Source organism: Flavisolibacter ginsengiterrae DSM 18136 (assembly GCF_059568575.1).
The window spans coordinates 70,782-96,277 of sequence record NZ_JCANTR010000003.1; the positions used below are offsets into that span (position 1 = coordinate 70,782).

The window sequence follows — 25,496 nt, forward strand, 5'->3', positions numbered from 1 at the left end:
AGATCACCGCATTAAAATTCAGGGTGCTGGCCGATATAATTTTGGGGAGTTATTGCCTTCAATTCCTTTTTTAGCGTCACTGGTACTTTGAGGCCTTCTATAAATTTATGCATTACTGCTTTGTCAATTTTTTTGTTTCCCCTGGTCAGTTCTTTTAATGCTTCATAAGGATTGGGGTATTGTTCCCGGCGCAGTACGGTTTGAATAGCTTCTGCAACTACTGCCCAATTATTTTCAAGATCTGAATTTATAGTATCTGCGTTCAATACCAGTTTATTGAGTCCTTTATCTATTGATTTGAAAGCAAGGATAGTATGTGCAAAAGGAACTCCTATATTTCTTAGAACTGTGGAGTCGGTGAGGTCTCTTTGTAATCTAGATACAGGCAACTTGGCGGAGAGATGTTCAAGAATAGCATTCGCAAGACCTAAATTGCCTTCTGCATTTTCAAAATCAATAGGGTTCACTTTATGTGGCATTGCTGATGATCCTACTTCCCCTTTTTTTACTTTCTGTTTGAAATAGTCCTGGGATATGTAGCTCCAGATGTCCCGGGAGAGATCAATAAGTATGGTGTTGATTCTTTTAACGCAATCAAAACTGGAAGCTAAATTATCATAATGTTCGATCTGCGTAGTATATTGAAGTCGTTGCAGCCCGAGCGTATCCTGTATAAATTCGTTTGCGAATCCAATCCAATCTTTTTTGGGGAAAGCCACATAATGAGCATTGAAATTTCCTGTAGCACCACCAAATTTGGCACTGATTGGAATATTGATCAACTGCTCAATTTGGTTTTCGATCCTTTCTATAAATACCATTAATTCTTTGCCAAGCAATGTAGGGCTGGCAGGTTGGCCATGTGTGCGGGCAAGCATCGGTATCTTTTTCCATTGCCTTGCCAACACCTTTAATTCAGCTACAAGGTTGAATACAGCAGGCAGATATTCGAATTCAAGTGCATGCTTCCAGGATAAAGGAATTGATGTATTATTTATATCCTGGGAGGTCAGTCCAAAATGGACCCATTCTTTGACCTTGGTCTCTCCAATTTTATCCAGTTGCTCCTTTATAAAGTATTCTACTGCCTTAACATCATGATTGGTGACCTTTTCAATTTCCTTGATCTGCTGTGCCTCTTCGATAGAAAAGTTATCCCGGACCTGGGCTAATTGTTCCGCTGCTTTGGCTGATAATTTAAATACTTTTTTATGTGAAAGAAACAGCAGGTACTCCACTTCCACTAAAACTCTGTACTTCATCAAAGCATATTCTGAAAAATAATCGTCCAGGTGTTGCACTTGATTCCTATACCTTCCATCAATTGCAGAAATAGCGGTCAGTGAAGAAAGTTCCATTTGTTATAAAGAATAAATTTTACTGTCAATAGATACAAAGAACGCATAATTAAGATTTCTAATAGCGATCAAACTATAAACAGCGTTTATATTTGCACGCAAAATTAAATGATTTGGGTAAGATAAGAGTTGCGGCAGTAAGTTATCTCAATACAAAGCCTTTGTTATATGGTATCATACATCACCCGGTAAGTGCTCAAATCGAATTGATTGAGGATTACCCGGCAAAGATTGCCCAAATGTTGATAGATGATGAAGTGGATCTTGGACTTATACCAGTTGCGGCTACATTAAAACTTAAGGAATGGCATACTGTTACAGATTTTTGTATTGGGGCTAATGGCCCGGTAGCATCTGTATGTATTTTCAGTGAAGTTCCAATTGATCAAATTGAGACCGTTTACCTGGATTATCAATCCCGCACTTCTGTAAACCTTGCTAAGGTTTTATTAAAGGAATATTGGAAGAAAGACGTCGTTTTTTTAGACGCAAAAGGAGAGGACTTTCGTCAAAAGATATGCGGGCAAGTTGCAGGTGTGGTAATAGGGGACAGGGCGCTTGAACAGAGGCAGTATTCTTCTTACATTTATGACCTTGCTGAAGCATGGAAATTACATACAGGACTTCCATTTGTTTTTGCTGCATGGATAGCCAATAAAAAGCTCCCGGCAGAATTTGAACAATTATTTAATGAAGCCAACAGTTTGGGTTTTGAGCATATTGATGAAATAGTGCTTCAAAATCCTTTTAATGCATTTGATCTAAAGAAATATTATACCCAGTGTATTGATTATAACCTGGATGAGGAAAAAAAGAAGGCGATGCGATTGTTTTTAGGAAAACTTTCAGTGAAATTGTAAAAAATCTCATTGATCTAAATCGTAGTCCAGGTTTTGGGGATCAGATCCTGGAGATCCCGGGGGCCATTTTTAAACCAGTTTGCCGGGGTTATTACTACTTTATTTTCATTTTTATTCAGCCAGGCGCCCCACCAGCTAAAGCTACTATTGGCAATGATATTATGAGAACAATGCGACATCAGAAACAAATCCTCAAAATGGTTTGTTGAAATGTTTCCGGATACAATAGTAGAATTTGGCAACTGAAGGTTTTGTTCTGCCCATGTTTTGTCATCTGTAAAAATATAAAACCAGGGATCTTGCACTAATGCAGTTATTTTGTTTATGGCTGCCTGGTAATATTCTATTGGTAACACACCATGAACTTTTTGCGTTTCTACGTTTTTATAATCGCCTTTCCTGATATGAATGGCAACAGAATTTATTGATTTCAATTGTGTACTGAATTCCAGAACATTGCCTATTACTTCATGATTTATCGCAAAGTCTTTTTTTATTATTTCTTTGATCTTCTGGAAGTACTTTTCACTTTGAAAATAACCCTGTATATAAACATTTGATCCAAGATTAAAGAAATTAGTGTCAAAATGAAAGAAAGGTTGTTTGTAAAATTTTTTTTTCTTATTTGAGGTAAGTTTTGCCCGAACTCGGTCAAAAGAATTAAAAGCTTTTAATTGATCAATTTCATTTTTTGATGCTATTGAGACATCTGCATTCAAATTAATAAGGTCAAAGTTTCGGAGTTGATCCCTGGAAAATCCAGATATATCCAGCTTAACTTCGGTGTTATTTTTAATGCTTAGTGCTTTTGCTGCGGCATATTGAAACATCTGGTTTCCAAGTCCCCCATTAATTCTTGCAATAATCATTGTTTGAGAATCTAATAGTAATTATGATTTAATCTCTTTTTTCCAAAAAAGTCCATACAAATGGATAATCATAAACTTGTTGATGTGTGGCGGATAATCGTTCAAGAATTTCTTTCATTCTTTTTTCTGCATCATTGGAAAAATTATGAAACTGTATTAATAAACTTCCAATTTTGTTTATTAAATTTTTACCAATCAAATATTCTAAAAGGTCATACTCAGCGCCTTCAATATTTATTTTTATCAAATCAATGGAATTAATATTTTCTTGTATGATAAACTGGTGGAAATCCATCAGTTTAATAATTTCCGTTTGCTTTGATTCTACTTTATTATTTAGGATAGTTGATGCAAATTCATCAATTGTTATAGGTACTTCCTGGTTAGAACCAGCTAATCCATATTGAAAAACCTGGATTTTGGAGTTTTGCTTAAATCGATCCTTTATGATATCAGCATAGGCTTTTACAGGTTCGAAAATATATACATTGCAATTATACCTTGCATATACATCACTTGACCATTGGCCTTCATATCCACCTAAGTCAAAAACAGTGCTTTCTTCTGTTAATTTTGTAAAGGTACTTTTCTTCAAATTGTGGAGATCATCTTCATACCATTTTGACAATGTTTGATATTGTTTGTTTGTTTTTAATTGTAGATTCTTTTTGACTCTTCTAGTTAATCCCTCTGCTTTTTCTAATAGCGATATAATTGTTGTAATCATTTTATTATCTAAGATTTTACTATTGCATAAATGTCTCCAAAATCACTATTTTGAAAATTTGCTGAATGAACAATTGAAGTGAATTTTTCAAAAGGCAGCCATTGGGACAATTTTAAGGACATCGATTCTCCAATGGAATAGTTGAATAAATAGTCTGTAGAAATGTCATTTAATAATTGCAGACAAAGTGATACATTACCTGACATTTCAGGCACATTGTATTCAAAAGATACAAGTGGAATTTTTGCAGATAAACCTTTTAAAACCTCCGATTCAAAACCTTCAACATCTATTTTGCAAAAGTCAGGCATTCCATATTTATTTATCAAATGATTTAGTGTGGTAATCCTGATTTTTTCTCTTTTGTTCCAGTTATTTCTTTTGAATTTATTATTTTTTGTTTTTTCAACAAACTCACTGGAAAATGTAGAAATGGTAGATTCATCTGCAATTAACATTTCCAATTCACCCTCTTCTTTGCCTAGACCTTTTTGTTCTATTACTATTGAGTCGCCAAATTTTTTACGCAAAACCATTACGCAAGCCTCCTGGGGTTCTACAGCAATAACACTACAACCTAGTTCTTTAAATACCTGAACTCTATTTCCAATATTAGCTCCAACATCAAATACGAGTTGACCTGGGTGCAAGAAACGCTTATAAAACGAGATCCTTTTTTTATGATAAGATCTTTCAATTTTTTGAGCTTTTATAAGGTCAAACTTTCTTTTAATATTTACTATAGGCTTGTATAGCCCTATAGTTTTTAATATTTTATTAAGTGACTGGTTCATTTATTGATTAGTAATTATAAACTTGCAACTTAAATTAAAATGGATTTAAAAATATTTTTTTGTGTACTTACATGGTAAAAACTTTTAAAATTATTATAATAACTACCTGATAGTAACAATATTTTTTATATTTTGTCGATCCGGGTTAATCCTGGATGTTTATGAGAAAAATTATCTGTACCGTTATTTATGTTTTTGTGTCATTAATAGTTTTCTCACAGGTTAACTTAACTAATGGCCTGGTAGCATATTATCCCTTTTCTGGAAATTCAAATGATTTATCAGGGAATGGTCATCATGCTATGAATATGGGAAATATATCATTAACTACGGACCGTTTCGGAAATGCCAATAGTGCCTATTATTTTGACGGAATTGACGACTACCTGAAAATAAGTGATGATAACAGTGCATTCTCTACACCCCAGTTTAGCCTGGTGTTGTGGTTTCAAACAGAAACAGATGCACTTCAAAACCTGGTAGGGAAAAGAAGTTTTACAAATGCAAGTGGATCTGGAGGATCTCAATATCAGTTTTTTATAAATTACCCACCTTTTCCAGGAATAGGATCAAATATTGTAGGCAATAATTCAACCTGCTTCAATACCAATTCTTCAAGTTATTTAAATACAAACAATTGGATTTGTAGAGATAAATGGTATTGTGCTGTCATTGTTTTTGATGGATTTAGTCATTCCATTTATATTGATGGAAAACTTAAAACCAAGAGTGTTACCTCATTTAGTAGTTTTTTATCTTGTAATTCAGAATTGCGTTTTGGAAATTGGTGGCAACAAGATCTACTTTCATTTAAAGGTAAGATGGATGATATTCGATGGTATAACAGGGCTTTGAATAAGGATGAAATAGAAGCCCTGTATGGAAATTTTGAAGCTTCAACGCGATCAATAGATTTTTCATTTGATCAATCAACATGTAACAATAAGGAAGTTAAATTAATTGCAAATAATGCCAACCTAGCTTCATCAAACTGGAGTTTTGGAGATGGGACATTTGGTGCTGGTTCAACTGTAGCTCATACCTATTTTGATTATGGTGATTACTTCATAAAATTTAAATCTGAAAATGCTTTAGGTTGTTTTGACAGCATTGAAAAAAAACTTTCAATTGTCAAACCTGTAAAAAGTATTTTATTAAATTTAAAAGATACAACTATTTGTAAGGGCCAATCTGTTTTAATGACCTCAAATATTTCAAGTTTGGATAATTGCTGGAAATCAACAAACGGAGTTTCTTTTCCAAATAGTACTATGCAACTAGTAACTCCATCAAATTCAGAAACTTATTTTTTAACAGCACAAATAACGGGCACTAACCTGATCCCAAATGGCAACTTTAGTCTGGGCAAATCAGATTTTACATCTGATTATGCATTCGCAAGTTTGAATTCAAATGAAGGTCAATATTGGGTAGGTAATGATGTTCCCAAATGGAATATTTCTTATGGAAATTGTAAAGACCATACAAGTGGCTCGGGAAATATGTTAATGGTTAATGGCTCTTCCTTATTAAAAGCTAAAGTTTGGAGCACCACTATTAATGTTCTACCTAATACAAGCTACAATTTTTCATTTTGGTTGCAATCATTACGTTCTGTCAACCCTGCCAAACTGAGGTTTTCGATCAATAATGTTTTAATGGAGAAAAATGTCAATGGGGAAAATACTTCTTGTAATTGGAGTTTTTGGCAAACATCATGGAATTCGGGTAACCTATCAAAGGCCGAACTAAGCATAATTAATGACAATTCTTTAAATGATGGCAACGATTTTGCCATTGATGATATTTCATTTTCCAAAATTGATTTTCAATATGATTCTGTTCACGTAAATGTAGTAGAACCGCCAAATCTTTCTGCAAGGACTGATACATCTATATGTGCCAATTCTACCATTATGCTTCCTGCTAATGGGGCGCAACATTATTCATGGACTCCGGCATTGGAGGTTTCAGATCCCAAAGGTCAAAGCCCTGTGGTTAGTCCTAACAAATCTTCTCAATATATTGTGACCGGGTGGGATATGCCTGGCTGTTATAAAAAGGATACCGTTAATGTTGACGTTTTTCCAAAAGCTGTTTTTTCAATTACACCAGATAGATTTGATGTTTGTGACGGAGATCAGGTAACTATGACCGCTTCCGGAGCAGATCAATATTCATGGTTCACTGATGAAGAAAACAACATCTCTTCTTCCACATCTTTAACCCTAACTGCCAGAATTACTGATACAATATTCGTCAGGTTGGATTCACGTTGTTCAACGGATACTTTAAGAAGTATTGTTAAGGTGAATCCAAAGCCAATTATTGCTATTAAAAAATCGAATGATATCGATTGTGTGTCTTTAGAAGCTCAATTAACAGCATCAGGTGGCACTTTGTTTAATTGGAGTCCTAATGTTAATATTGATAATCCAAATATACCAAACCCAATTGTCCATCCTGAGAGCGATACATGGTATAAGGTTTTTGTAGCTAATGGTGGTTGTACTGTTTCAGATTCCATTCAGGTACATGCTAACCTATTATATGGCACAAATGGATTCCACATTCCCAACGCGTTCACACCAAATAATGATGGTAAAAACGATTGTTTTAATTTACGGCATTGGGGAGAAACAACCTATTTCGAGCTTTGGATTTATAACCGTTGGGGCGAGCTTGTTTTTCACAGCACCGAAAAAAATTCATGCTGGGATGGTACCTACAAGAATGTAAAACAGCCTTCAGGAGTTTATATATACCAGGTAAAGGCAGAAAGTCCTTGTAGTTATGAGCCTATTTATAAAAAAGGGGTAATAACCCTTATAAGATAAAAATATTATTAATAGTAGCACTTAATACCAGAGTCTTGCATTAAGTGATTTCAAATAGTCTAAAGTCTCCTTATTAATTGTTGTTCTAGGACTTTTAGTTATACTTATAGTCTCTTTCCATGCTTTTATCCAACCATTAAGATGGTATCCTGTATTTTTTAAATAAAATAAGGACCATAGGAATGTTGTACTTATGAAATATTTTAGAGGAAGATAGCGCCAGCAAACCTTACTCTTATTGACCCACATCATCCGCAATTTTTCTTCTTTAGGCTTTCTTCCTAAAGGAGATTCTTTATGCAGCATTATTATTTTATTACTGTAAACGATGGAATAGCCTGCATTTAAAATACGGTAACTAAGATCGTACTCTTCCATACCATAAAAGAAATCTTCAGGATATGTCCCCACTTCACCTAATACTGATCTCTTAATAGCATGCGCACCTCCGGCATAAAAGTAAGTTTCAAAAAAATCCTTGTCCTTATATGTATTGAATTGTTTATGAGGTAAAGCATTAACCTGCATTTCCCTGGTGTCGAAGTATAAAACTTTAAACGAAATAATAGCTTTGGGACGTTTTGTATTTTTATTTTCAAACTCTTCCAACAAGCGTATAAGGCAATCTTTGTTTTGTAGTTCAGCATCATCATCCAGCATAATAAGAATCGGGCTCGTGCTTTTTTGCAAGGCAAAGTTTCTGCCTTTGGCTACTCCCAGGTTCTCTTTTGAATAAAAATAATGATAAGGTAATTCGGGGTGCAAAGCAATAAAATTTTCTACTTCACCATAATCTGAAGTAGAAGCATTGTTTACTATTATTATTTCTTCTAATAGTTCTTTTGCATTATCCAGCTGATAGATATTTTCTAATAGTAATAAGGCATCTGCTGGCCTGTTGTATGTAATGATAATAAAACTTAGAGGTTTCAAATTAGTTGCATTTTATCGTAACAGCTTTTGATAAGATATGGCAAAATCTTTTATATCAAAATGTTGACTGGCATATAAGACATTATAGTTACTTATTTCTGAAAATAATTTTTCATTAATAGCTAATTCCTTAATGTAGGATACTGCTTCATCAATTATTTTTGGCTCATCTTCTATAGAGTTAAATAAAAATCCATTAATGCCATTCTTTAAATGATAAGGAATGTCACCAACAGGTGTTGCCACAATTGCAAGACCATTTGCCATTGCTTCAATCATTACCATTGGAAATCCTTCAGTTTCAGAAGGAATGATTAAAACATGCGTATTTTGATATATTGAGTCAATTGCTGCTGTGTCTGTTACATTGCCCCAGAATTTTATAAATGGATAATCTGATATACTTATTGCTTCGGTTACGTCTCCCAGCATTTGAAAACTAATATCCTGATCAAAATGAAGTTTTTCGGCAACCTTAGTAAAAATATGCGGTCGTTTTTCAGATGTTCCCCTTCCTACATATAAAATGGTAAATGGCTTTAAAGGTTTTGATACAATACTTTTAGGCAATTCTATAGCATTTGAAATAAACTGAATTTTGCTATCATATTCTTTTGGAACCTTTATTTTTTTGTAGAGATACAGGTGGTCATTGATCCTTTTTTTGCTGATCATGACTGTTCTATTTATGAAAGGCAAAAATGGAATACGGATGTAAGAAAAGGTATTAAAGGAATGTATTAATTCAATTTGCTTGCTTTTTTTTGTTATCCATGGACTGATCTTATAGCCAAAATTGCATTGCCCATTAAATATGGTGCTTGAAGTTTTTTGATTATTTACATATCCACTTATGATCCCCCTGTAAATCAGGTTAAGGAAGTATAGCCATTTATTATCCGTATAAAAAGATATATCCTTGATTGTACATCCTGTGGTTTTAAATTCATGTATATAGCCCTCGTTATGTGAGCGACGCGTAAAAAATATTATAGTATCCGACCCTCCCGTATATTCTGCTATTTGCAAATGAACTTTTTCTGCTCCTCCTATATGGTAGAAAGGGAAAAAATAGTAGATCTTATATTGTTTTTCCAGGGGCTTTAACAGACTGATAAACCTGCCCATTAGAATGAATGGGAAAATAAAAACGTCCTCAATTCTTCTTTTTAATATATAAAGACTGTACATGTTAATTCAATATAGCTTTTAAAGCTTTTGCGCAGCCCTTTATAATATCTAATACTATGGCTAAGAGGATACGTAGTTGGTATGCAGAAAATTTCTTGCCTTTGATGGCAGCCCATATGATATCTTTTTTCATACGGGCATGCCTGAAAAAGAAATTATCTTTTCTTAAAGTTTGATTGGTAATTGATCCAGGATTGTCACGGTAGAGCAAAATGGAATGTGAAACTTTTTCTATGATGATGCCATTTGATAACATTCTTAACCAAAGGTGATAATCCTCCAGGTGATTCTGTTGGGGGTCATACATAAAGGCTTTAAAAACAATTGTTCTTCCCATAATGGAAGGGTGTGCCAGGCAATTTTCAAAGGGCATCGTTTTACAAATGGACTGAAAGGTAATAGTATTTCTATCCAAAGGCCAATGACCTATATTTCTATTATTATGATCAATAAGGGTTATACACCCGGCAACGACATCACAACCTGGGTGTGTATCAAGAAAATTATTCTGTTCCAATAACCTTTCAGGTAAGGCAATATCATCTGCATCCATTCGGGCGAGATAAACTCCTTTGGCCATATTGATTCCCAGGTTCAAACTGTATATTAGCCCTGAATTTTTTTCATTTTTAATATACCGAATGCGTGGATCAGTATAACTGCTTATTATCTTTTCGGTGTCATCAGTTGATCCATCATTAATGATCAATAATTCAAAATCTATAAAGGTCTGTGATAACAGGCTATTAATACACTCTTTTAAAAAAAAGGCACCATTAAATACTGGCAATATGATGCTTATTTTAGGTAAGTTCATGCCAGCAATTTTATTTTTTCTGCCACATTTTTTGTTATTCTTTCCCAGCTTTGACCGCTTAACAGATCAACGCAAAAGGATTCACAATGGGACTTTTTAACCCTAAGCATTTCGCAGCTGAATTTTTTCCAGTCACCATTGTTCGCCGGGTGAATCAAAGTTCCAATAAATTGAGATGGTATTCCGGAAAGCATAACATCGAAACAAATGACGGGTAATTGGTAGGAGAGAGCGTCCAGAATTTTTGTTTGAATACCACCACCAATTGTCACAGGGTTAATAAACACATCGGCAGCAAAAAAATATTCATCAATATTATCTACTTCACCTGCATTGATAATATGTTTGGCTGTTAATTTCTGTAGATAATCGAAGCCTTTGATCTTATTTCTTCCACAAATAATAATTGAATAATCAATACCTGAATTATCCAAATATGGAAACAGTTTTTTGTAAATATTCTCTATAGCTTCCGCATTTGGCTTATAGTCTAATGTTCCTGCAAATAGAAAGATCTTGCAATTATCTGATAGATTGTATTTAGTTGAAATCTTTGACCTGGCCTCCTTATTAAATGTTCTTTTTTCAATTCCATAGGGAACAATAAATGTTTTTCCAGGGTTTAAATGAAATAACTCTATTGCCTTTAATTGGTCTTGAAAAGTTTTAAAAAGAACCAGGTCCGCATGTCGACTTAGCTGGGATTCTAAAAATTTTAATATGGGCCACCAACTATAACCCATTTCCCTAAACCTTACATGTTCCAGGTTATGTTGGTGTAGTACTAGCCTGACTTTTAATAACTTTTTAGCCAATATGCCAGTAATGGCGTGATATGGGTGCTCAATAATGAGAACCTCAGCATTTTCTTTTTTGATTCTAAGTAAAATACTTACCCAAATTATGGGATTAATAAATTGCCATTTTCTTACTGGAAGTTTGGGAACTACTTTTAAAGAGTTTCCTAAATAATTGTTATCCCTGGAACATAAACAGGTTATGTCAAAATATGCGGTCAAATATTCAAGGAAAATTGCAATGCCTTTCTGCCCACCGAATTTTGCAGGGAAAATTTTAAACCAAACAAGACTTACAATTTTCATTTTATTTCAAGCTGCCTGCTTCTTTTCCATTGTAATACTAAACCTGCAACTAATAGCAAGACCATAATAATGGAAAAGATTGTGGTAATCTTCCTGCCTAACAGAAAACCAGGTGGTTCAAATCTAAATACTATTTCATGATTACCTGCAGCTACCGGTATACCGCGTAAAACATAATTAACTTTTACAATGGGTACTTCTTTATTGTCAACCAACGCTTTCCAGCCTGGTTCATAAAAAATCTCACTGAACACAGCAAACTCGTTTGCTGGATTCGAGGATCGATAGGTAACTACTTCGTTATCATTTTTAATTAACTGTATAGTTCCGGTTGCAGGATATGAAACAGGTATTGACCCAAGTTTGCTTTTATATGATTGTTGAATTACTGCGGTATCCCTGGGATTTAAATTATCAAGTGCCCTCATTTCGGCATGTGCGTCCGGAACAAAATGTAAATATTTTACAAACCAAGCATTACCGAGTGCATTAGGATTTACCCTTGCTGATTGTGTAGCGCCATTTTGATCCTTTTGAATAATATACTTGGTATTAAGCATATTATAGACCATAGGATTGCCCTTCCTGAGTTGGCTGTCAATAAGATCATTATAAATAGCCAGCCGCGCTGTTTGATATCCTCCGACTGAATTATATTGATAGGATACATAATTATTACCACTAAAAGGATCACCTGCTTCATTTAGTACTCTATAAAAACTGGTGTCTTTTTTTAGTATTTGATCGGCCTGCGTTTCTGGTATCATTACCGATCCTTCATAGGGTGCATCTACATAATTTTCTTCATTGAGATATTTTGAATCTATTGCTATCAAATCAACCAGGCTTAATAATGCAATAGCAGCAAAGCCAATGGTTTTGTTTATTTTTTTCTTATATAACAGGTATACAAATAAAAATCCAGCTGCCATAAAGCCGAGGGAACGAAACAGGCTTCCCAGCATCAAAGATTTGCGATCTTCTTTTAAGCCGTTGAAGAAAGTATGCAATGCATCGGATAATTGGGGTTGACCAGAACTATTAACCTGTTTTAATATGTCTTTGTCTCTCTCACTTAAAAAATCAAATGACATATAAAGAAGCAACAAAATAGCTATAATTATACCTGTAGCGATCAGTCCTTTTTTTATTGATGGCCATAACGATTCTTTATTTTCGTAAAAGGCAATTTTATGTAAACCCATCACAGCTAATGCTGGGAGCAATAACTGTGGAACAACTAGGATCATGGATGGGGCTCTGAATTTATTGTATAGTGGCAGGTATTTATAAAATAAAGTATTTACCTGTTCCAGGTTTGATCCCCATGACATAATGATTGTTAGTACGATAGCAGAAAACATCCACCATTTATGTTTGTTGTCAAGTACAAACATGGCTAATATGGCAAGAAGACAGATAATGGCGCCAACATAAGGAGGGCCACTTGTAACTCCAATACCTCCCCAATAATAAGTTAATGGCAATTGTTGTTGTATTTCCCGTGGCAGGCTACTTGCTGCTTCAATAGCCTTCGAACTTTCCTGGTCCACCTCAGCTTTATCACTGCTACCTCCGAACATTTTTGGCACCATCATTACAAATGGTTCCGAGTTTTCCATGCTGTATGCAAAAGCATAGTCTTTACCTAACCCGTTTTTAGCATCATCCTTCTTGTGCTCAGCTAAAGCAGAGCCGCCTCTAATCGTTGACTTTTGATATTCATAAGTAGATAAAAGAGAAACCGCATTTGTAAGTAATCCTACCAATGCAGCTAATAACGTCAATGACAATGCTTTAATCAAATGGGAGTAATCTTTCTGCCTGATCCACCTTACGATAAAAAATATGCTCATTATTACAAGAGCAATAAATAAATAATAGGCAATCTGGGGGTGATTCATTGAAATCATTATGGATGTAAATAAACCAGTCAAACCAGTCCCTAACCAATATTTTTTATCGTAAATTAATAGTATGCTTGCTAAAAGAGCTGGCATATATGCTATGGACCACATTTTGGTATCATGTCCTACACTTATTATCACAGGATTATAGGTTGCATAAGCAAATGAAAGCGCCCCAAATATTCCTATGTATGGATTTATTCTTAATACTATACATAAAAAATAAAAGCAAATACAGGCAAGGAAGAAAAATTGTATGGGTTTGGGTAAATGGAGCGTTAAAACTTCATGTGCATACCAGGGGATATAGTTGTTAGTAGGATAAGCAATGGCAAAAGTTGGCATTCCACTAAATAAGGCATTTGTCCAAAGGGGAACTTGTCCATGAGAAGCCTTGTAATCTTCTGATTGCTTCATCGATGCCTTCCATTGTGTAATATCTTCCTGGTTTAAGACTTTACCTTCAATGGCAGGCCTGCAATAAATTAAAGCCACAACCAAAAAAACAACTACAGCTATTAAATGGGGAAGGATTCGTTGAAAGAGCCCTTTGTTCATATTCCGTTTTTTAGATGGCGACAAAATAATGTTATTTTGAATGAATAATACCGGGTTATATGGAAAAATCTGGTAAAGTTTAATTACCTATTTTTAAAATCAGACTAGCTACAATATTTTGTTTGATAATTCAGTTTCGATGCGTTGGCTTTTATTTCTATCCAGACTGGCTTTTATATGTAATATTTTCTTTGTTTTGGCCATTTTGATTCAAATGACCAATTGGCTATCCCATGAGACACTAATTGGCACTATTGCAATCATGGGATATCTAATGGTGGCCCTTCTTAATCCAGTAGTAAACATCTCTTACTTAGTACTTTTTGTGCTGGGCAAAAAAATTCGGGCTGTCATTCCGTTGTGGCTGATCTATGCAAATACTGGATTCTTAATTATGCAATTTTTTTACATCTTATACTTAAATGATACACTACATACTTAAAGACAAACCAGCCAAGCTTTTTCTAGGAATTACCGCTTTTTTTTGCTGTAATGCCCTTATCGCAGAATCAATAGGAACCAAGATCTTTTCCCTTGAGAAACTCTTCGGGTTTCACCCTGTGAATTTTAGCTTGTTTGGACAAAGCGGGCTATCTTTTAATTTAACCTGTGGCGTGTTATTATGGCCCCTCGAATTTGTTATCACAGATATTGTGAACGAGTATTATGGGCCTAAAGCAGTAAGGCGTATTTCCTTTACTGCGATTATTCTGATTTCCTATGCTTTCCTGATGTATTTTATCGCTATAGGTGTTCCTCCTGCAGATTTTTGGATCGGCTCAGGTGTTGCTAATGGTATCAGTAACATGCAAACTTCCTTTAATGCCATTTTTGGGCAGGGCATGCGGATCATCATTGGCAGCCTGGTAGCTTTTTTAGTGAGCCAACTGGTTGATGTATATATTTTTCACAGGATCAAAAAAATAACAGGAGACAAAAAGATCTGGCTTCGTGCTACAGGGTCCACCCTGGTATCCCAACTCATAGATAGTTATATCGTGTTGTTCATTGCATTCAGCGGTGTATTCTCCTGGCAAATGATCCTGGCTATCGGTATAATGAACTATATATATAAGGCTCTTATGGCATTAATATTAACGCCCGTAATTGTATTTGCAGAAAAGAAAATAGAAGTTTATGTGGGTCATGAAATGGCACATAAAATGAAAAAGGCAGCGATGGGGCAGGAAGATGATGGATTTTTAAATATTCCTGCTGCAGGTTAATATAGTGATGAAACCGGATTTACTGCCTGTTCTTAAGCATTCCAGCTACGATCTTATCAATAGGAAGTGTAACTGTTTCTTCGGAGAAAGCATCCCATTCTATGAAACGAAAACTTTCTGTCTCCTGTTGCCGGGCGTAAATATTCATTTGGGTTTCATCAAAATCAAATGGGCTGGTACTGATACGGGTTGTAATGGTTTCCAGTGCCATTACCCTGTAATAGATCGAAATGATCTGGTGTTCCGGATGAAAAGCAGAAAGTTGAAAATAATCCGTTGTATAAATATGTTCACCAACATCCACTTTCAGATTCATCTCTTCTAAAAATTCCCGTCGAAGGCAATCCCTGGTTCCTTCACCAAATTCCAGGCCTCCGCCAGGGAACTTTGTGTAATAGTTGCCACGGATATATTCATCACTTACCAAAACCTGGTGCTTTTCATTAATCAGCACTCCATAAACCCGAATATTGAACCGGAACATTACTGGAAGAGTTTTTTTCTAAGAAAGAACCAACCTACAAGCATGGATATCGTTAGGGATAATACAGCTACTATATAAAAGGCATAAGGTGAATGTTCGAAGCCACTTGGAACATTCATGCCGAATAAACTCGATATCAGTACGGGAAATGTAAGGACAATAGTAATAACAGCCAGACGTTTCAAAACAAGGTTTTGATTGTTGGCAATAATGCTTGCATAGGCATCAAGGGTACTGCTTAGGATATTGGTGTAAATATTTGCCATTTCCAGGGCTTGCGAAGTATCAATGATAAGATCTTCAAGTATTTCTTTCTCTTCTTCGCTAAGTTTCAGGAAATTAGTGCGTTCCAGTTTGATGAACAATAATTCATTGGATCTCAGGGCAGTAACGAAGTATACAAGGCTTTTTTGAATACGCAGAAGTTGCAACAGTTGCTCATTCCGGTTGGCATCGTACAGTTGCTGTTCCAGGAGATTTCTTTTTTGGTTAATCTCTTTTAAATGATCCATGAAATCCTGGACTATTTTTTCAAAGATCTTCAGCGCCATCATATTCTTTTTATCAGGGTGCCGATTTTGAAGCGTATTGAGAAATCTTTTGATGGCCGGGTTTTCAAAAGAGTTGACAGTTACTATCTGGTTGTGTGTAAGAATAATACAAATAGGAATAGTGATATAATAGGCATCACTTTCGCTAAATGAATTGTTCTGAGTTGGAGTTTTTAAAACTATCAACCGAACATTGTCTTCTTCTTCAAACCTACTCCTTTCATCTATATCAAGGGAATCTGTCAAAAAATCCAATGGTATATCCAGCTTGTCAGCAAGCTCGGTAAATTCTTCTTGCCTCAATGGGGGAGATATATTGATCCAGGAACCTTTTTCAGGTTTGTCTATCTCAATGGTTTTTTGATTGGTATTGACAAAATATTTGATCACAGTACTTCTTTATAATTTTAAGGTATTTATTTCTGTTAAAAAGTCCTGGATTGTCATTTACCCATACTATAAAAACAGCTAAAATTTAATTGATGTCAATATTTCCTTTAAAAACTCTTACAGCAGGCCCATTAAGCCAGATGTTTTTAAAAGTATCACCTTTTTTTTCGTATTCCACACTTAATAATCCGCCTTTTGTTTTCACTTCCACACGATTAAAACCACTGTCATTGTGTGCACTGACCAGGGCGGCAGCTGTAACGCCAGTGCCGCAGGAAAGGGTTTCATCTTCAACACCTCTTTCGTAAGTACGAACAATAATGCGATCTGTTAATTCTGTTTGTTCAACAAAGTTGACATTAATGCCTTCTTTCTCAAACTCTTTATTGTATCGTATCTCTTTACCTTTTTTATAAACATCAAGGTGCATTACATCATTCGTGAATTGTACAAAATGGGGTGAACCTGTATTTATAACATAATCTCCATGTTCATGTTTTACCTCGTTTACATCCTTCATCTTAAGTGCAACAACACCATTTTCATTGATATTGGCTTCATGTGGTCCATCAATTGCAAGGAAAGTGAATGAAGTTTTCTCAATTCCTATATCATATGCAAATTGCGTCAGGCAACGGCCTCCATTACCGCACATAGTACTTTCCCGTCCATCTGAATTATAATATTTCATTTCAAAATCATAATCTGCATGTCCATTTAAAAGCATTAAACCATCTCCACCTATTCCAAAACGCCTGTCGCATAAAAACGATACCTGTTCTCTTGTCAAATGGTCATAGCTCTTATCACGGTTGTCCATTATTATGAAATCATTTCCTGTACCCTGGTATTTATAAAACTCAATATGCATAGATCATCTTTTTATTTCAGCAAAGTCTTTTACCAGACTTTTTTGCCGAGAACACAAATTTAGATAAATAGGCTCTGGCCAAAGCTCTTTGTTACATATGGATTTACAAAGAGGTTGAAATGGTCTCTAATGCCTGGCGAATTAATTTATGTATAAGCTTATCACCATCTTTTGTAAATTCTTTCTGGATCCGGTTAGCAACAATTGCATTTAAAGAAAGGCAGTGATGCCCTAATAATTTGCCCAGACCATAGATCGCTGAAGTTTCCATTTCAAAATTGGTGATCCTGTGCTGACCAAATGTAAATTCTGTTAACCTGTCAATGAGTTGTGGATTCTGAATGCCAAGACGAAGAACCCGTCCCTGTGGTCCATAAAACCCCGGGCAGGTTACAGTAATTCCCTGGTGATAGCCCTCTACAAAATGCTTTAATACAGAACCGCTTGCAGAAGCAATATAAGGATTGCAGACATTTGAATTTAATTGGGTATGGGTTACAAAAGATTGTAACAACTGATTTTCCTGTTCATTTTGATCAAGCCTGTAATAGTTCAGTAAATTATCCAATCCCAATCCATGTGTTGATGCTACAAATGTATCCACCGGCACATCTGCTTGCAGTGATCCGGAAGTACCAATACGAATAATATTCAGAGAAGTCAGTTCCTGCTTGATCTGCCTTGTTTCAAAATCGATATTGACAAGGGCATCCAATTCGTTCATTACTATATCTATGTTGTCCGGGCCAATGCCGGAGGAAATTACAGTAACTTTTTTCTTGCCCACAAAGCCTGTGTGCGAAATAAATTCCCTGTGTTGAAACTTGCTTTCAATAGAATCAAAATATTGGCTAACAAGGTTGACCCTGTCAGGGTCTCCAACCGTTATAATATTATGAGCCAGTTCTTCAGGTTTGAGATTTAAATGGTATACGGCGCCTCTGGAATTGATGATCAATTCGGATTCTGCAATTCTTTGCATGGTGGATTATTTCAGAATTGTTAAGCTACAAATGTACTTGGATTACTTAGTAAAAAAACCCTATTTTCGCAGCGCTTTAGAACCAGGATTTGACTGTTTGTAATTTACTATTATCTTCATCCCTGGAACTAATGGTACCTTGGCCGAGTGGCTAGGCTGAGCTCTGCAAAAGCTCCTACAGCAGTTCGAATCTGCTAGGTACCTCTTTTCCCGTTTCAGCTAAACCTGGACGGGATTTTTTTTAACATGCTGACACCAGAAGAAGAAAAGTTTTTTTTGTATTGGAAGGATCAGAGAAAAAGGAAAAAGCAGTTTCTGAGAAAGCTTTCTATTGGCATGCCTTTAGGCGTTTTGATTGCAGGAGCCTTGCTTTTAAACTTGTTTTCCGGATGGTATAAAAAAGCAACTATGGTTTTAAACAGTGATCCTTCACTGATCATTGTTATTTTAATTGCCCTTATTGGAATAGTCGTCTTTATAACGATCTTTTCTGCCTACCACCGTTGGGACAGAAATGAAACGCTGTACCAGGAACTTGTTAAAAAAAATAGGAAAGAAAATAATAATAATATTCGTCAGCCTTCAGAAGATTAAATTGAAACTTAAAATATACCTATGTTGAAGAAGATAGTATTGGGCTTTTTTATTTTGGCCACTTATAGCAGTTGTTTGAAAGGAAACACCAATTATGAGTGCAATTATGATCCCTGTTCCATTAAAGCACCGGCTTCTGAAATACAGGCAGTCAAGGATTACCTGGACCAACATAATATTACAGCCATCCAACATTGCAGTGGGCTATTCTATACTATTGATAATCCCGGAACCGGTGCTTCGCCCTTAGCATGTGGGGGCGTTAGAGCAACTTATGTTGGGAAACTAACAGATGGAACACAGTTTGACGCTAATACAGCTGATTTTATGTTGAATGGGGTCATTACGGGTTGGACAGATGGCATACCCCTGATCAAGCAGGGTGGCAGCATTCATTTATATATTCCGCCTTCTTTGGGTTATGGGAACAGGGCTGTAGGTTCCATTCCAGCTAATTCTATTTTGGTATTCGATGTTACGCTTAATACTGTGTATTAAAAATATATACAGAGAGTAAAAATTACCTTTGTTCAAACTGTTCCTGTGGTACACGAATCTATTTCCGTATTCGACATATTCAAAATCGGTGTGGGACCCTCAAGCTCTCATACCTTAGGTCCATGGAGGGCAGCCCAACGATTTGTCGAAAACCTGGAAAGTAAGGGGCAGTTAGACCAGGTTACTACTCTGACTATTTTATTGTATGGCTCCCTGGCCAAAACAGGTAAGGGCCATGGAACCGATGTTGCAGTTCAATTGGGGCTAGCTGGTGATGATCCGGTTACATTTGATGTAGACCAGATAACACCAAAAATGCAGGGAATTGCTTCAGCCAAAAAAATAAGACTGAAAAATCACCATGAGATAAATTTTGATCCTTTAGCTGATATTCATTTCCTTTTTTCTGAAACACTTCCTTTCCATCCAAATGCATTGAGCTTCCTGGCTACATTCCATGACGGAAATTCTATTTCAGAAACCTATTATTCAATAGGAGGCGGCTTTGTGATTAAGGAAGGTGAAGAAATTTCCAATGAACAGGCTCAATTGCCATTTCCTATCAATACTTCGGAGGAGTTACTGCATTGGTGTATGAAAACTGGCATGGCCATTCATGAAGTAGTTATGGAGAATGAATTATCCTGGCGAACAGAAGCGGCAACCAAAACAGGGATATTAAAGATCTGGGAGACTATGCGTGATTGCACCTTTCGGGGTTGTCACACTCCTGGTACGCTACCTGGCGGGCTAAATGTCAGGCGAAGAGCGGCTGAACTTAGTAAAAAGTTATTAAAGGGTAAATCCTATCATAATCATGAAGATTGGTTCACAGCTATTCGCCAGGGTGGGAATTCTTTTCAATACATTCTTGATTGGGTAAGTTGTTTTGCACTGGCAGTGAATGAAGAAAACGCCTCTTTTGGAAGAGTAGTGACTGCGCCAACCAATGGTGCTGCTGGAGTCATACCTGCAGTGCTTCAGTATTACATCGTTTTCCATGAAAATGTCACCGATGAGAAAATTGTCCAATTCATACTAACTGCATCCGAAATTGGCTGTATTTTTAAAAAAGGTGCAACCATTTCAGCTGCTATGGGTGGTTGCCAGGCTGAAATAGGAGTTTCATCCAGTATGGCAGCGGCTGCACTTACCGAAGTTTTAGGGGGAACTCAAAGACAAGCATTAATGGCTGCTGAAATTGCTATGGAACACCACCTGGGCATGACTTGCGACCCAATTGCCGGCCTGGTACAGGTGCCTTGTATAGAACGTAATACTATGGGGGCCATTAAAGCTATTACAGCATCCCAACTGGCCCTTCAAAGTTCTCCTGATTTTGCGAAAGTTTCATTGGATGCAGTTGTTGAAACCATGTGGGCAACTGCACTTGACATGAACAGTAAGTACAAGGAAACTGCCGAAGGTGGCCTGGCTGTCAATATTCCCTTAAGTCTTAGTGAATGTTAAGATATTCCCGGATCATCTCAACTTCACCTTGAATCTTCCTTCACTTACAGTTGCAATATTGCCATTAGCCATAAATGCATAACCTGAAAACTTACCTACAGTTATACCTGTCTGGTTATTATAGTTTTCTATGGTTAAAGTAAACGCGGTATTGGGTTGGCTCATGAGGATATAATTACTTCCCACATGGTCATAATAATAAAAAGCTACCATGCCTGCATTTATATTTGATCTGTCTCCGTCCAATACCCATGGATTTAAGTAAACAGTAATCACCAAACCCGAATCAATAGAACATGATGAAGGTCCAAAAAATGTAAACGAACTTCGTTCTATATTGATAATAGCTGTATCAGCATGTCCACATAATATGGCATTATTAAGTTTGAATTTCCATGACCATACTGCCAGTGTATCATTATTTATGCAACTTGTGCAGGAAGGAAAATCGGTTGCTGTGGTTACTGGTAAAGTGTCTTGAACCGGGACCGGGCTACCTTCAAAACTGTATTCCTTTTGGCAGCCGGTCATGTATATTATGACAACAAAGGACAGGGAATAAAAGATCCATTTGTTTATCCACCAGGGCTTGTTCATACAAAACAGCTTCTTACTTAAATATACGAAGGATACACTTGGCTTAAACAGCCCTTTTATTGTGAAAATGGAAATAAAAAACCGCTGACATTGCAGCGGTTTGAGAAGTTTAAATTAGTTAATATTCCCGGATGGTATTATAGAGCGTATCCCTTTCTACAGGTATTCGGTTTACCTGTTTAATCAAGGTTACTATCTCTTCTGTACTCATTGCTGGAGTTTGTTCTTCTGCCCCTGCCATAGAGTAGATCTTAGTTGTATCATCAATAGTACCATCTATGTCATCCACCCCAAACGCAAGTGCTAATTGGGCATTTTTACGACCCAGCATCGGCCAGTACGCTTTTATGTGTGGGAAGTTGTCCATATACAACCTGGCAATAGCATATAACTTTAAATCTTCCACCAGGCTTACTTCAGGAACATGGCTCATGTCATTATCACCATTTCTAAATTTAAGGGGAATGAACGTATTAAATCCTCCCGTTTTATCCTGCAACTGCCGTAATCGCTCCATATGATCTATCCGATGGTCGTAATTCTCTATATGTCCATAAAGCATGGTCGCATTACTATGCATACCTGCATTGTGAATAGTCTCATGTATTTCAAGCCAGCCTTCTGCGTTGACTTTGTCTGCACATATTTTTTGCCTTATCTCTTCATCGAAGATCTCGGCTCCACCACCAGGGATGGAATTTAAACCAGCTTCTTTAAGAATGTTTACGCCCTCTTCAATACTAACTTTAGCTTTTCTGAACATATAATCCAGTTCCACTGCTGTAAATGCTTTTATATGGAGGTCTGGCCGATGTGAACGAATGGCTTTAAGCAGATCTGCAAAGAAGTAAAGATTCATCTTGGGATGTACTCCACCAACAATATGAACTTCCGTTTCAGGCTTGTTGTCATATTTTTTCACAATATTCAACATATCCTCCATGCTTAATTCCCAGCCTTCATCTCTATGTGCATACAGCTTAGAATATGCACAAAAATTGCAGGAAAATACACAAACATTGGTAGGCTCAATATGAAAGTTGCGGTTGAAAAAGGTCTTGTCTCCATGCAACTTTTCCCTTACATGATTCGCCAATGAACCTACAAAGGGTAGGGAAGCTTTATTGAAAAGTAAAAGCCCTTCTGAAGGATTAATTCTTTGGCCATCATATATCTTTTGGGCAATTGCCTGTAATTGTGGATTTGTATCTCTAAAGGGTACTTTATCTATTATAGCTTCGATCATATTAAAGATTTGCGCAGCAAAGTTAAGATGTACGATCAATTGCTACATGATCCAGGTCAATTTGAGATATCTTTAACCTGTGATTTTGCTAAGGTTTCTGAAAGACTTGATGATCAATATTTGACTATTTGCTGGGTAAAATTCTTTGTTCCATCCAGGTATTCAAGTCGCACAAAATAGATCCCTGCAGGTTTACCTAACAGATCCACTGTGATATAAGTATCAGCATTGCCTTTATACTCCTGTGACCACATTACCTGGCCCAATGAATTGTAAACGCTTATAAATCGCAGATCTGAGGGCTGATGGTAATGCCAGACCACAAAATTTTGCCTGAAAGGGTTTGGCAATACCAGGTAGCCTTGTGATTTCAACAAAGCAGGTACAGCACTCGTGATTACATTGACATTATCAATAAAAATATTGTTCTCAAAATTATTGGTAAGCCTGAAGAATAGTTGGATAGGGCTTTGTCCTGAAAAAGCTGAAAGATCAACGTTTTCTTTTCTCCACTGTTCTGGTGCAGGAATAAATTCTACTGTTTGAGGTGTATCCACAGTCCGAAGGTCCTTACCCCATTTTTTATATACACTGGTAAAACTGTTGCCGCAATCCTTACTTACCAGTATTTGCAGGGTATCCATGGTTATTGATGGATCTGAGGGGTCACTATATGTGGCAGCGGCCAGGTCAAAAGATAATTTGATAGAATCAATACCTACCTGGTTAAAGCTTAACCTGGGGGAAACAAGATCGTCAACCTCATTGTTCTTGTCATAGTTAAAAGTGTTTACGTAGGCTGAACCAGGATTATTTTTTCCTGCCTCGTGCCTTTGCCATGTGATTCCTCCATCAGGATTGATTACAGACCAGCTGGGAGGTGGGAAAGTGGCACTTAAAAAACTTTCATTAAAAGGAACCGTAGAAGTCCCATTTACTGTGAAACTGGCAGTTATGCTATCATTTGATGGTACCTGGTCTGAACTTCCATTTGGATTAGAAGTGAAATACCTGATGTCATGGTTACCTGCACCAATAGAAATAGGATCAAATGATACTACTGTGGATGAACCTAATGCCAGGTTAACTGTAAATACTTTAGTAACTGCCGTGCCGTTGTCTAATTGATAACCAACAGTAATGGTGGTTAATAGTGTGGAGGAATTATTAATAATGCGAACCTTGGGAACAAATATTCCGGAACAGAATACCACAGAAGTGTAGTTTTTTGAAATACAACCAACCAATTCTACACCACCAGGATTCACACTTTCCAATGGACTCGCATCCCTTGTAATGGTGCTGGAAGGTGGTTGACAACCTGTTGATGATTTTAAAGATGCCCTGCAATGATCCAAAACCCACTCCATGCGTTCTACCTGCTTTTTTGTGAACATTGTAAGGCAGGCATCTAAGGAATAATCCATAAAATTCTGATACATTTTCCCAGGTGAGGTAGTTGCGCAGGCATCCGTTATTTCACCAACAGAGCAATTGGTTGTTTCTCCACCCTGGTTAGGCGTGTCACCTATATCTTCAGAAGTATTTCCTTTTCCAATGGGGTTAAATAAACCCGCTGGAAGCGAACAGGTAGATTGCACTTCAGTAAGATTTCTGAAATCATCACCAGAACAACCATTGTCATCTCCCCAAATATGCATTAAACCAAAATAATGGCCTATTTCATGTGTAGCCGAACGTCCTTTATTATATTCAGGTAAGGTATAACAGGTGCTTGATCCCCAACTTCTATAATTAATAAATACGCCATCTTCTGCAACTGGCGTAGTTCCGGGAAAGTGGGCATACCCAAGAATTTCACCACTTCCATCATCATTACCAATCCATAAGTTTAAATAAGAATTGGGATCCCACTGATCCAAACCGCCCATTGATTGATATTTTATCGGGTCTTCCGTGTTAAGCGGACTTGAAGTTGTTGCACTTGACTTTCTTTCTATGCCTGAACTTAGTTGTCCTCCTGGAGTTCTTTTAGCCAAACAAAACTGGATCATGCTATGCCCCCGCAAAGCCAGGAAAGCTGCAGAAGCATTGGTGCTGTCGCCATTTATGCCAGCAAAATCAAGGTTCAACCTGTCTATTTGTGCCTGGACGTCAGCATCGGTAACAACATATGGGTTAGGTAAAACAATATGTACTACAACAGGAATAGTAACAGTGGCATTCAATCGATAGGTTGATAAAAAGGGGCCAGTACTTGTATTATTATTCCTTTGATTAATGGCAGCCCGCGAAAGCAAGTCATTGGAAAATAGTTTTTCCATTCTTTGCATGGTTGCGCACCTTGTAATTTGCTTTCCGCTTTCAGTTTTTTGGGCGAAAGAGTTAAAAGTCAATAAAGAACAAATAACTAAAAGGAAAACAAAATAAAAGACCTTTTTCAAGCAGGTATAAATTTATTTAATAGTAAGATGGGGACAAGGCACACTCTTACAACAATAATAATTCATTTCCTCAATATAATACGAAGAATATGGATGGTCGTCTAGGCCATTTTAAGCTTTTTTTGAGCCTGGAAACAATGTTTGAATAACAAGACTTCCTAATCAGCATTATTTTTTGCTTTTAGTAAAAAAGCTATCTTTCGTTTTTTAATCAAAACAGCAATTGCA

The 25,496-nt window shown here is 36.4% G+C and carries 22 protein-coding genes and 1 tRNA gene; 7 read left to right on the plus strand and 16 right to left on the minus strand.

The window, feature by feature from the left end:
* Window positions 1-11 precede the first annotated feature (11 nt).
* Entirely contained in the window at window positions 12-1,358 is a 1,347-nt protein-coding gene (purB, locus tag BP74_RS04105; RefSeq protein ID WP_496371346.1) for an adenylosuccinate lyase, read from the minus strand.
* A 113-nt stretch (window positions 1,359-1,471) separates the two neighbouring features.
* Between purB and BP74_RS04110 the strand changes: the two genes are divergently transcribed.
* Window positions 1,472-2,218 carry a menaquinone biosynthetic enzyme MqnA/MqnD family protein gene (locus BP74_RS04110; RefSeq protein ID WP_496371348.1) on the plus strand — a complete coding sequence of 249 codons (747 nt, stop codon included), beginning with the start codon at window positions 1,472-1,474 and terminating at the stop codon, window positions 2,216-2,218.
* A 14-nt stretch (window positions 2,219-2,232) separates the two neighbouring features.
* Here the strand turns inward: BP74_RS04110 and BP74_RS04115 are convergent, their stop codons facing one another.
* The 3 genes from BP74_RS04115 to BP74_RS04125 are packed head-to-tail and all read right to left on the minus strand — an operon-like array spanning window position 2,233 to window position 4,608.
* Entirely contained in the window at window positions 2,233-3,087 is an 855-nt protein-coding gene (locus BP74_RS04115) for an alpha-1,2-fucosyltransferase (protein ID WP_496371350.1), read from the minus strand.
* A 28-nt stretch (window positions 3,088-3,115) separates the two neighbouring features.
* Window positions 3,116-3,814, minus strand: coding sequence for an FkbM family methyltransferase (locus BP74_RS04120; RefSeq protein WP_496371352.1), 699 nt, complete (start codon window positions 3,812-3,814; stop codon window positions 3,116-3,118).
* Window positions 3,815-3,822: 8 nt separating this feature from the next.
* A complete protein-coding gene (locus BP74_RS04125) occupies window positions 3,823-4,608 on the minus strand; it encodes an FkbM family methyltransferase (protein ID WP_496371354.1) in 786 nt (261 codons plus the stop codon).
* A 308-nt stretch (window positions 4,609-4,916) separates the two neighbouring features.
* On the opposite strand from BP74_RS04125, the gene BP74_RS04130 reads away from it, so the two are divergent.
* Window positions 4,917-7,445, plus strand: a complete 2,529-nt coding sequence (locus tag BP74_RS04130; RefSeq protein ID WP_496371853.1) for a T9SS type B sorting domain-containing protein — start codon at window positions 4,917-4,919, stop codon at window positions 7,443-7,445.
* A 21-nt stretch (window positions 7,446-7,466) separates the two neighbouring features.
* Here the strand turns inward: BP74_RS04130 and BP74_RS04135 are convergent, their stop codons facing one another.
* The 5 genes from BP74_RS04135 to BP74_RS04155 form a co-directional block, all read right to left on the minus strand.
* On the minus strand, window positions 7,467-8,378 hold the full coding sequence (locus tag BP74_RS04135) for a glycosyltransferase family 2 protein (RefSeq protein ID WP_496371356.1): 912 nt from the start codon (window positions 8,376-8,378) through the stop codon (window positions 7,467-7,469).
* Window positions 8,379-8,390: 12 nt separating this feature from the next.
* Window positions 8,391-9,407 carry a glycosyltransferase family 4 protein gene (locus BP74_RS04140; protein ID WP_496371358.1) on the minus strand — a complete coding sequence of 339 codons (1,017 nt, stop codon included), beginning with the start codon at window positions 9,405-9,407 and terminating at the stop codon, window positions 8,391-8,393.
* Window positions 9,408-9,570: 163 nt separating this feature from the next.
* The gene (locus BP74_RS04145) at window positions 9,571-10,386 is read right to left on the minus strand and encodes a glycosyltransferase family 2 protein (protein ID WP_496371360.1); all 816 of its coding nucleotides are present in this window, start codon (window positions 10,384-10,386) and stop codon (window positions 9,571-9,573) included.
* Complete coding sequence (locus BP74_RS04150; RefSeq protein WP_496371362.1) at window positions 10,383-11,489, minus strand: glycosyltransferase; 1,107 nt, start codon at window positions 11,487-11,489, stop codon at window positions 10,383-10,385. The genes BP74_RS04145 and BP74_RS04150 overlap by 4 nt, the downstream gene beginning before the upstream one ends.
* On the minus strand, window positions 11,486-13,954 hold the full coding sequence (locus BP74_RS04155; RefSeq protein WP_496371364.1) for a YfhO family protein: 2,469 nt from the start codon (window positions 13,952-13,954) through the stop codon (window positions 11,486-11,488). The genes BP74_RS04150 and BP74_RS04155 overlap by 4 nt, the downstream gene beginning before the upstream one ends.
* Window positions 13,955-14,376: 422 nt before the next feature.
* Here BP74_RS04155 and BP74_RS04160 point away from each other — a divergent pair, with 422 nt between their 5' ends.
* Entirely contained in the window at window positions 14,377-15,180 is an 804-nt protein-coding gene (locus BP74_RS04160) for a queuosine precursor transporter (protein ID WP_496371366.1), read from the plus strand.
* A gap of 19 nt (window positions 15,181-15,199) precedes the next feature.
* Here BP74_RS04160 and BP74_RS04165 read toward each other — a convergent pair whose 3' ends face one another.
* The 4 genes from BP74_RS04165 to BP74_RS04180 form a co-directional block, all read right to left on the minus strand.
* Window positions 15,200-15,664, minus strand: coding sequence for an NUDIX domain-containing protein (locus tag BP74_RS04165; RefSeq protein WP_496371368.1), 465 nt, complete (start codon window positions 15,662-15,664; stop codon window positions 15,200-15,202).
* Entirely contained in the window at window positions 15,664-16,605 is a 942-nt protein-coding gene (locus BP74_RS04170) for a magnesium transporter CorA family protein (RefSeq protein WP_496371369.1), read from the minus strand. Before BP74_RS04170 ends, BP74_RS04165 begins: the two co-directional genes overlap by 1 nt.
* A gap of 85 nt (window positions 16,606-16,690) precedes the next feature.
* Window positions 16,691-17,476, minus strand: coding sequence for a diaminopimelate epimerase (dapF, locus tag BP74_RS04175; RefSeq protein WP_496371371.1), 786 nt, complete (start codon window positions 17,474-17,476; stop codon window positions 16,691-16,693).
* A gap of 103 nt (window positions 17,477-17,579) precedes the next feature.
* Entirely contained in the window at window positions 17,580-18,458 is an 879-nt protein-coding gene (locus tag BP74_RS04180) for a nucleoside phosphorylase (RefSeq protein WP_496371373.1), read from the minus strand.
* Between the two features lie 133 nt (window positions 18,459-18,591).
* Here BP74_RS04180 and BP74_RS04185 point away from each other — a divergent pair.
* The 4 genes from BP74_RS04185 (at window position 18,592) to BP74_RS04200 (ending at window position 21,020) form a co-directional block, all read left to right on the plus strand.
* Window positions 18,592-18,662: transfer RNA gene (locus BP74_RS04185), tRNA-Cys, on the plus strand.
* Window positions 18,663-18,704: 42 nt separating this feature from the next.
* On the plus strand, window positions 18,705-19,052 hold the full coding sequence (locus BP74_RS04190; protein ID WP_496371375.1) for a hypothetical protein: 348 nt from the start codon (window positions 18,705-18,707) through the stop codon (window positions 19,050-19,052).
* 21 nt (window positions 19,053-19,073) lie between these two features.
* Window positions 19,074-19,550, plus strand: coding sequence for an FKBP-type peptidyl-prolyl cis-trans isomerase (locus BP74_RS04195; protein WP_496371377.1), 477 nt, complete (start codon window positions 19,074-19,076; stop codon window positions 19,548-19,550).
* A 45-nt stretch (window positions 19,551-19,595) separates the two neighbouring features.
* Window positions 19,596-21,020, plus strand: a complete 1,425-nt coding sequence (locus BP74_RS04200; protein ID WP_496371379.1) for an L-serine ammonia-lyase — start codon at window positions 19,596-19,598, stop codon at window positions 21,018-21,020.
* A 12-nt stretch (window positions 21,021-21,032) separates the two neighbouring features.
* On the opposite strand, the gene BP74_RS04205 is transcribed toward BP74_RS04200, so the two are convergent.
* From BP74_RS04205 to BP74_RS04215, 3 genes are all read right to left on the minus strand, one after another.
* The gene (locus tag BP74_RS04205; protein WP_496371381.1) at window positions 21,033-21,617 is read right to left on the minus strand and encodes a hypothetical protein; all 585 of its coding nucleotides are present in this window, start codon (window positions 21,615-21,617) and stop codon (window positions 21,033-21,035) included.
* A gap of 118 nt (window positions 21,618-21,735) precedes the next feature.
* Entirely contained in the window at window positions 21,736-22,863 is a 1,128-nt protein-coding gene (gene mqnE, locus BP74_RS04210; RefSeq protein WP_496371383.1) for an aminofutalosine synthase MqnE, read from the minus strand.
* Window positions 22,864-22,976: 113 nt separating this feature from the next.
* A complete protein-coding gene (locus BP74_RS04215) occupies window positions 22,977-25,148 on the minus strand; it encodes a M43 family zinc metalloprotease (RefSeq protein WP_496371385.1) in 2,172 nt (723 codons plus the stop codon).
* Between the last annotated feature and the right edge of the window lie 348 nt (window positions 25,149-25,496).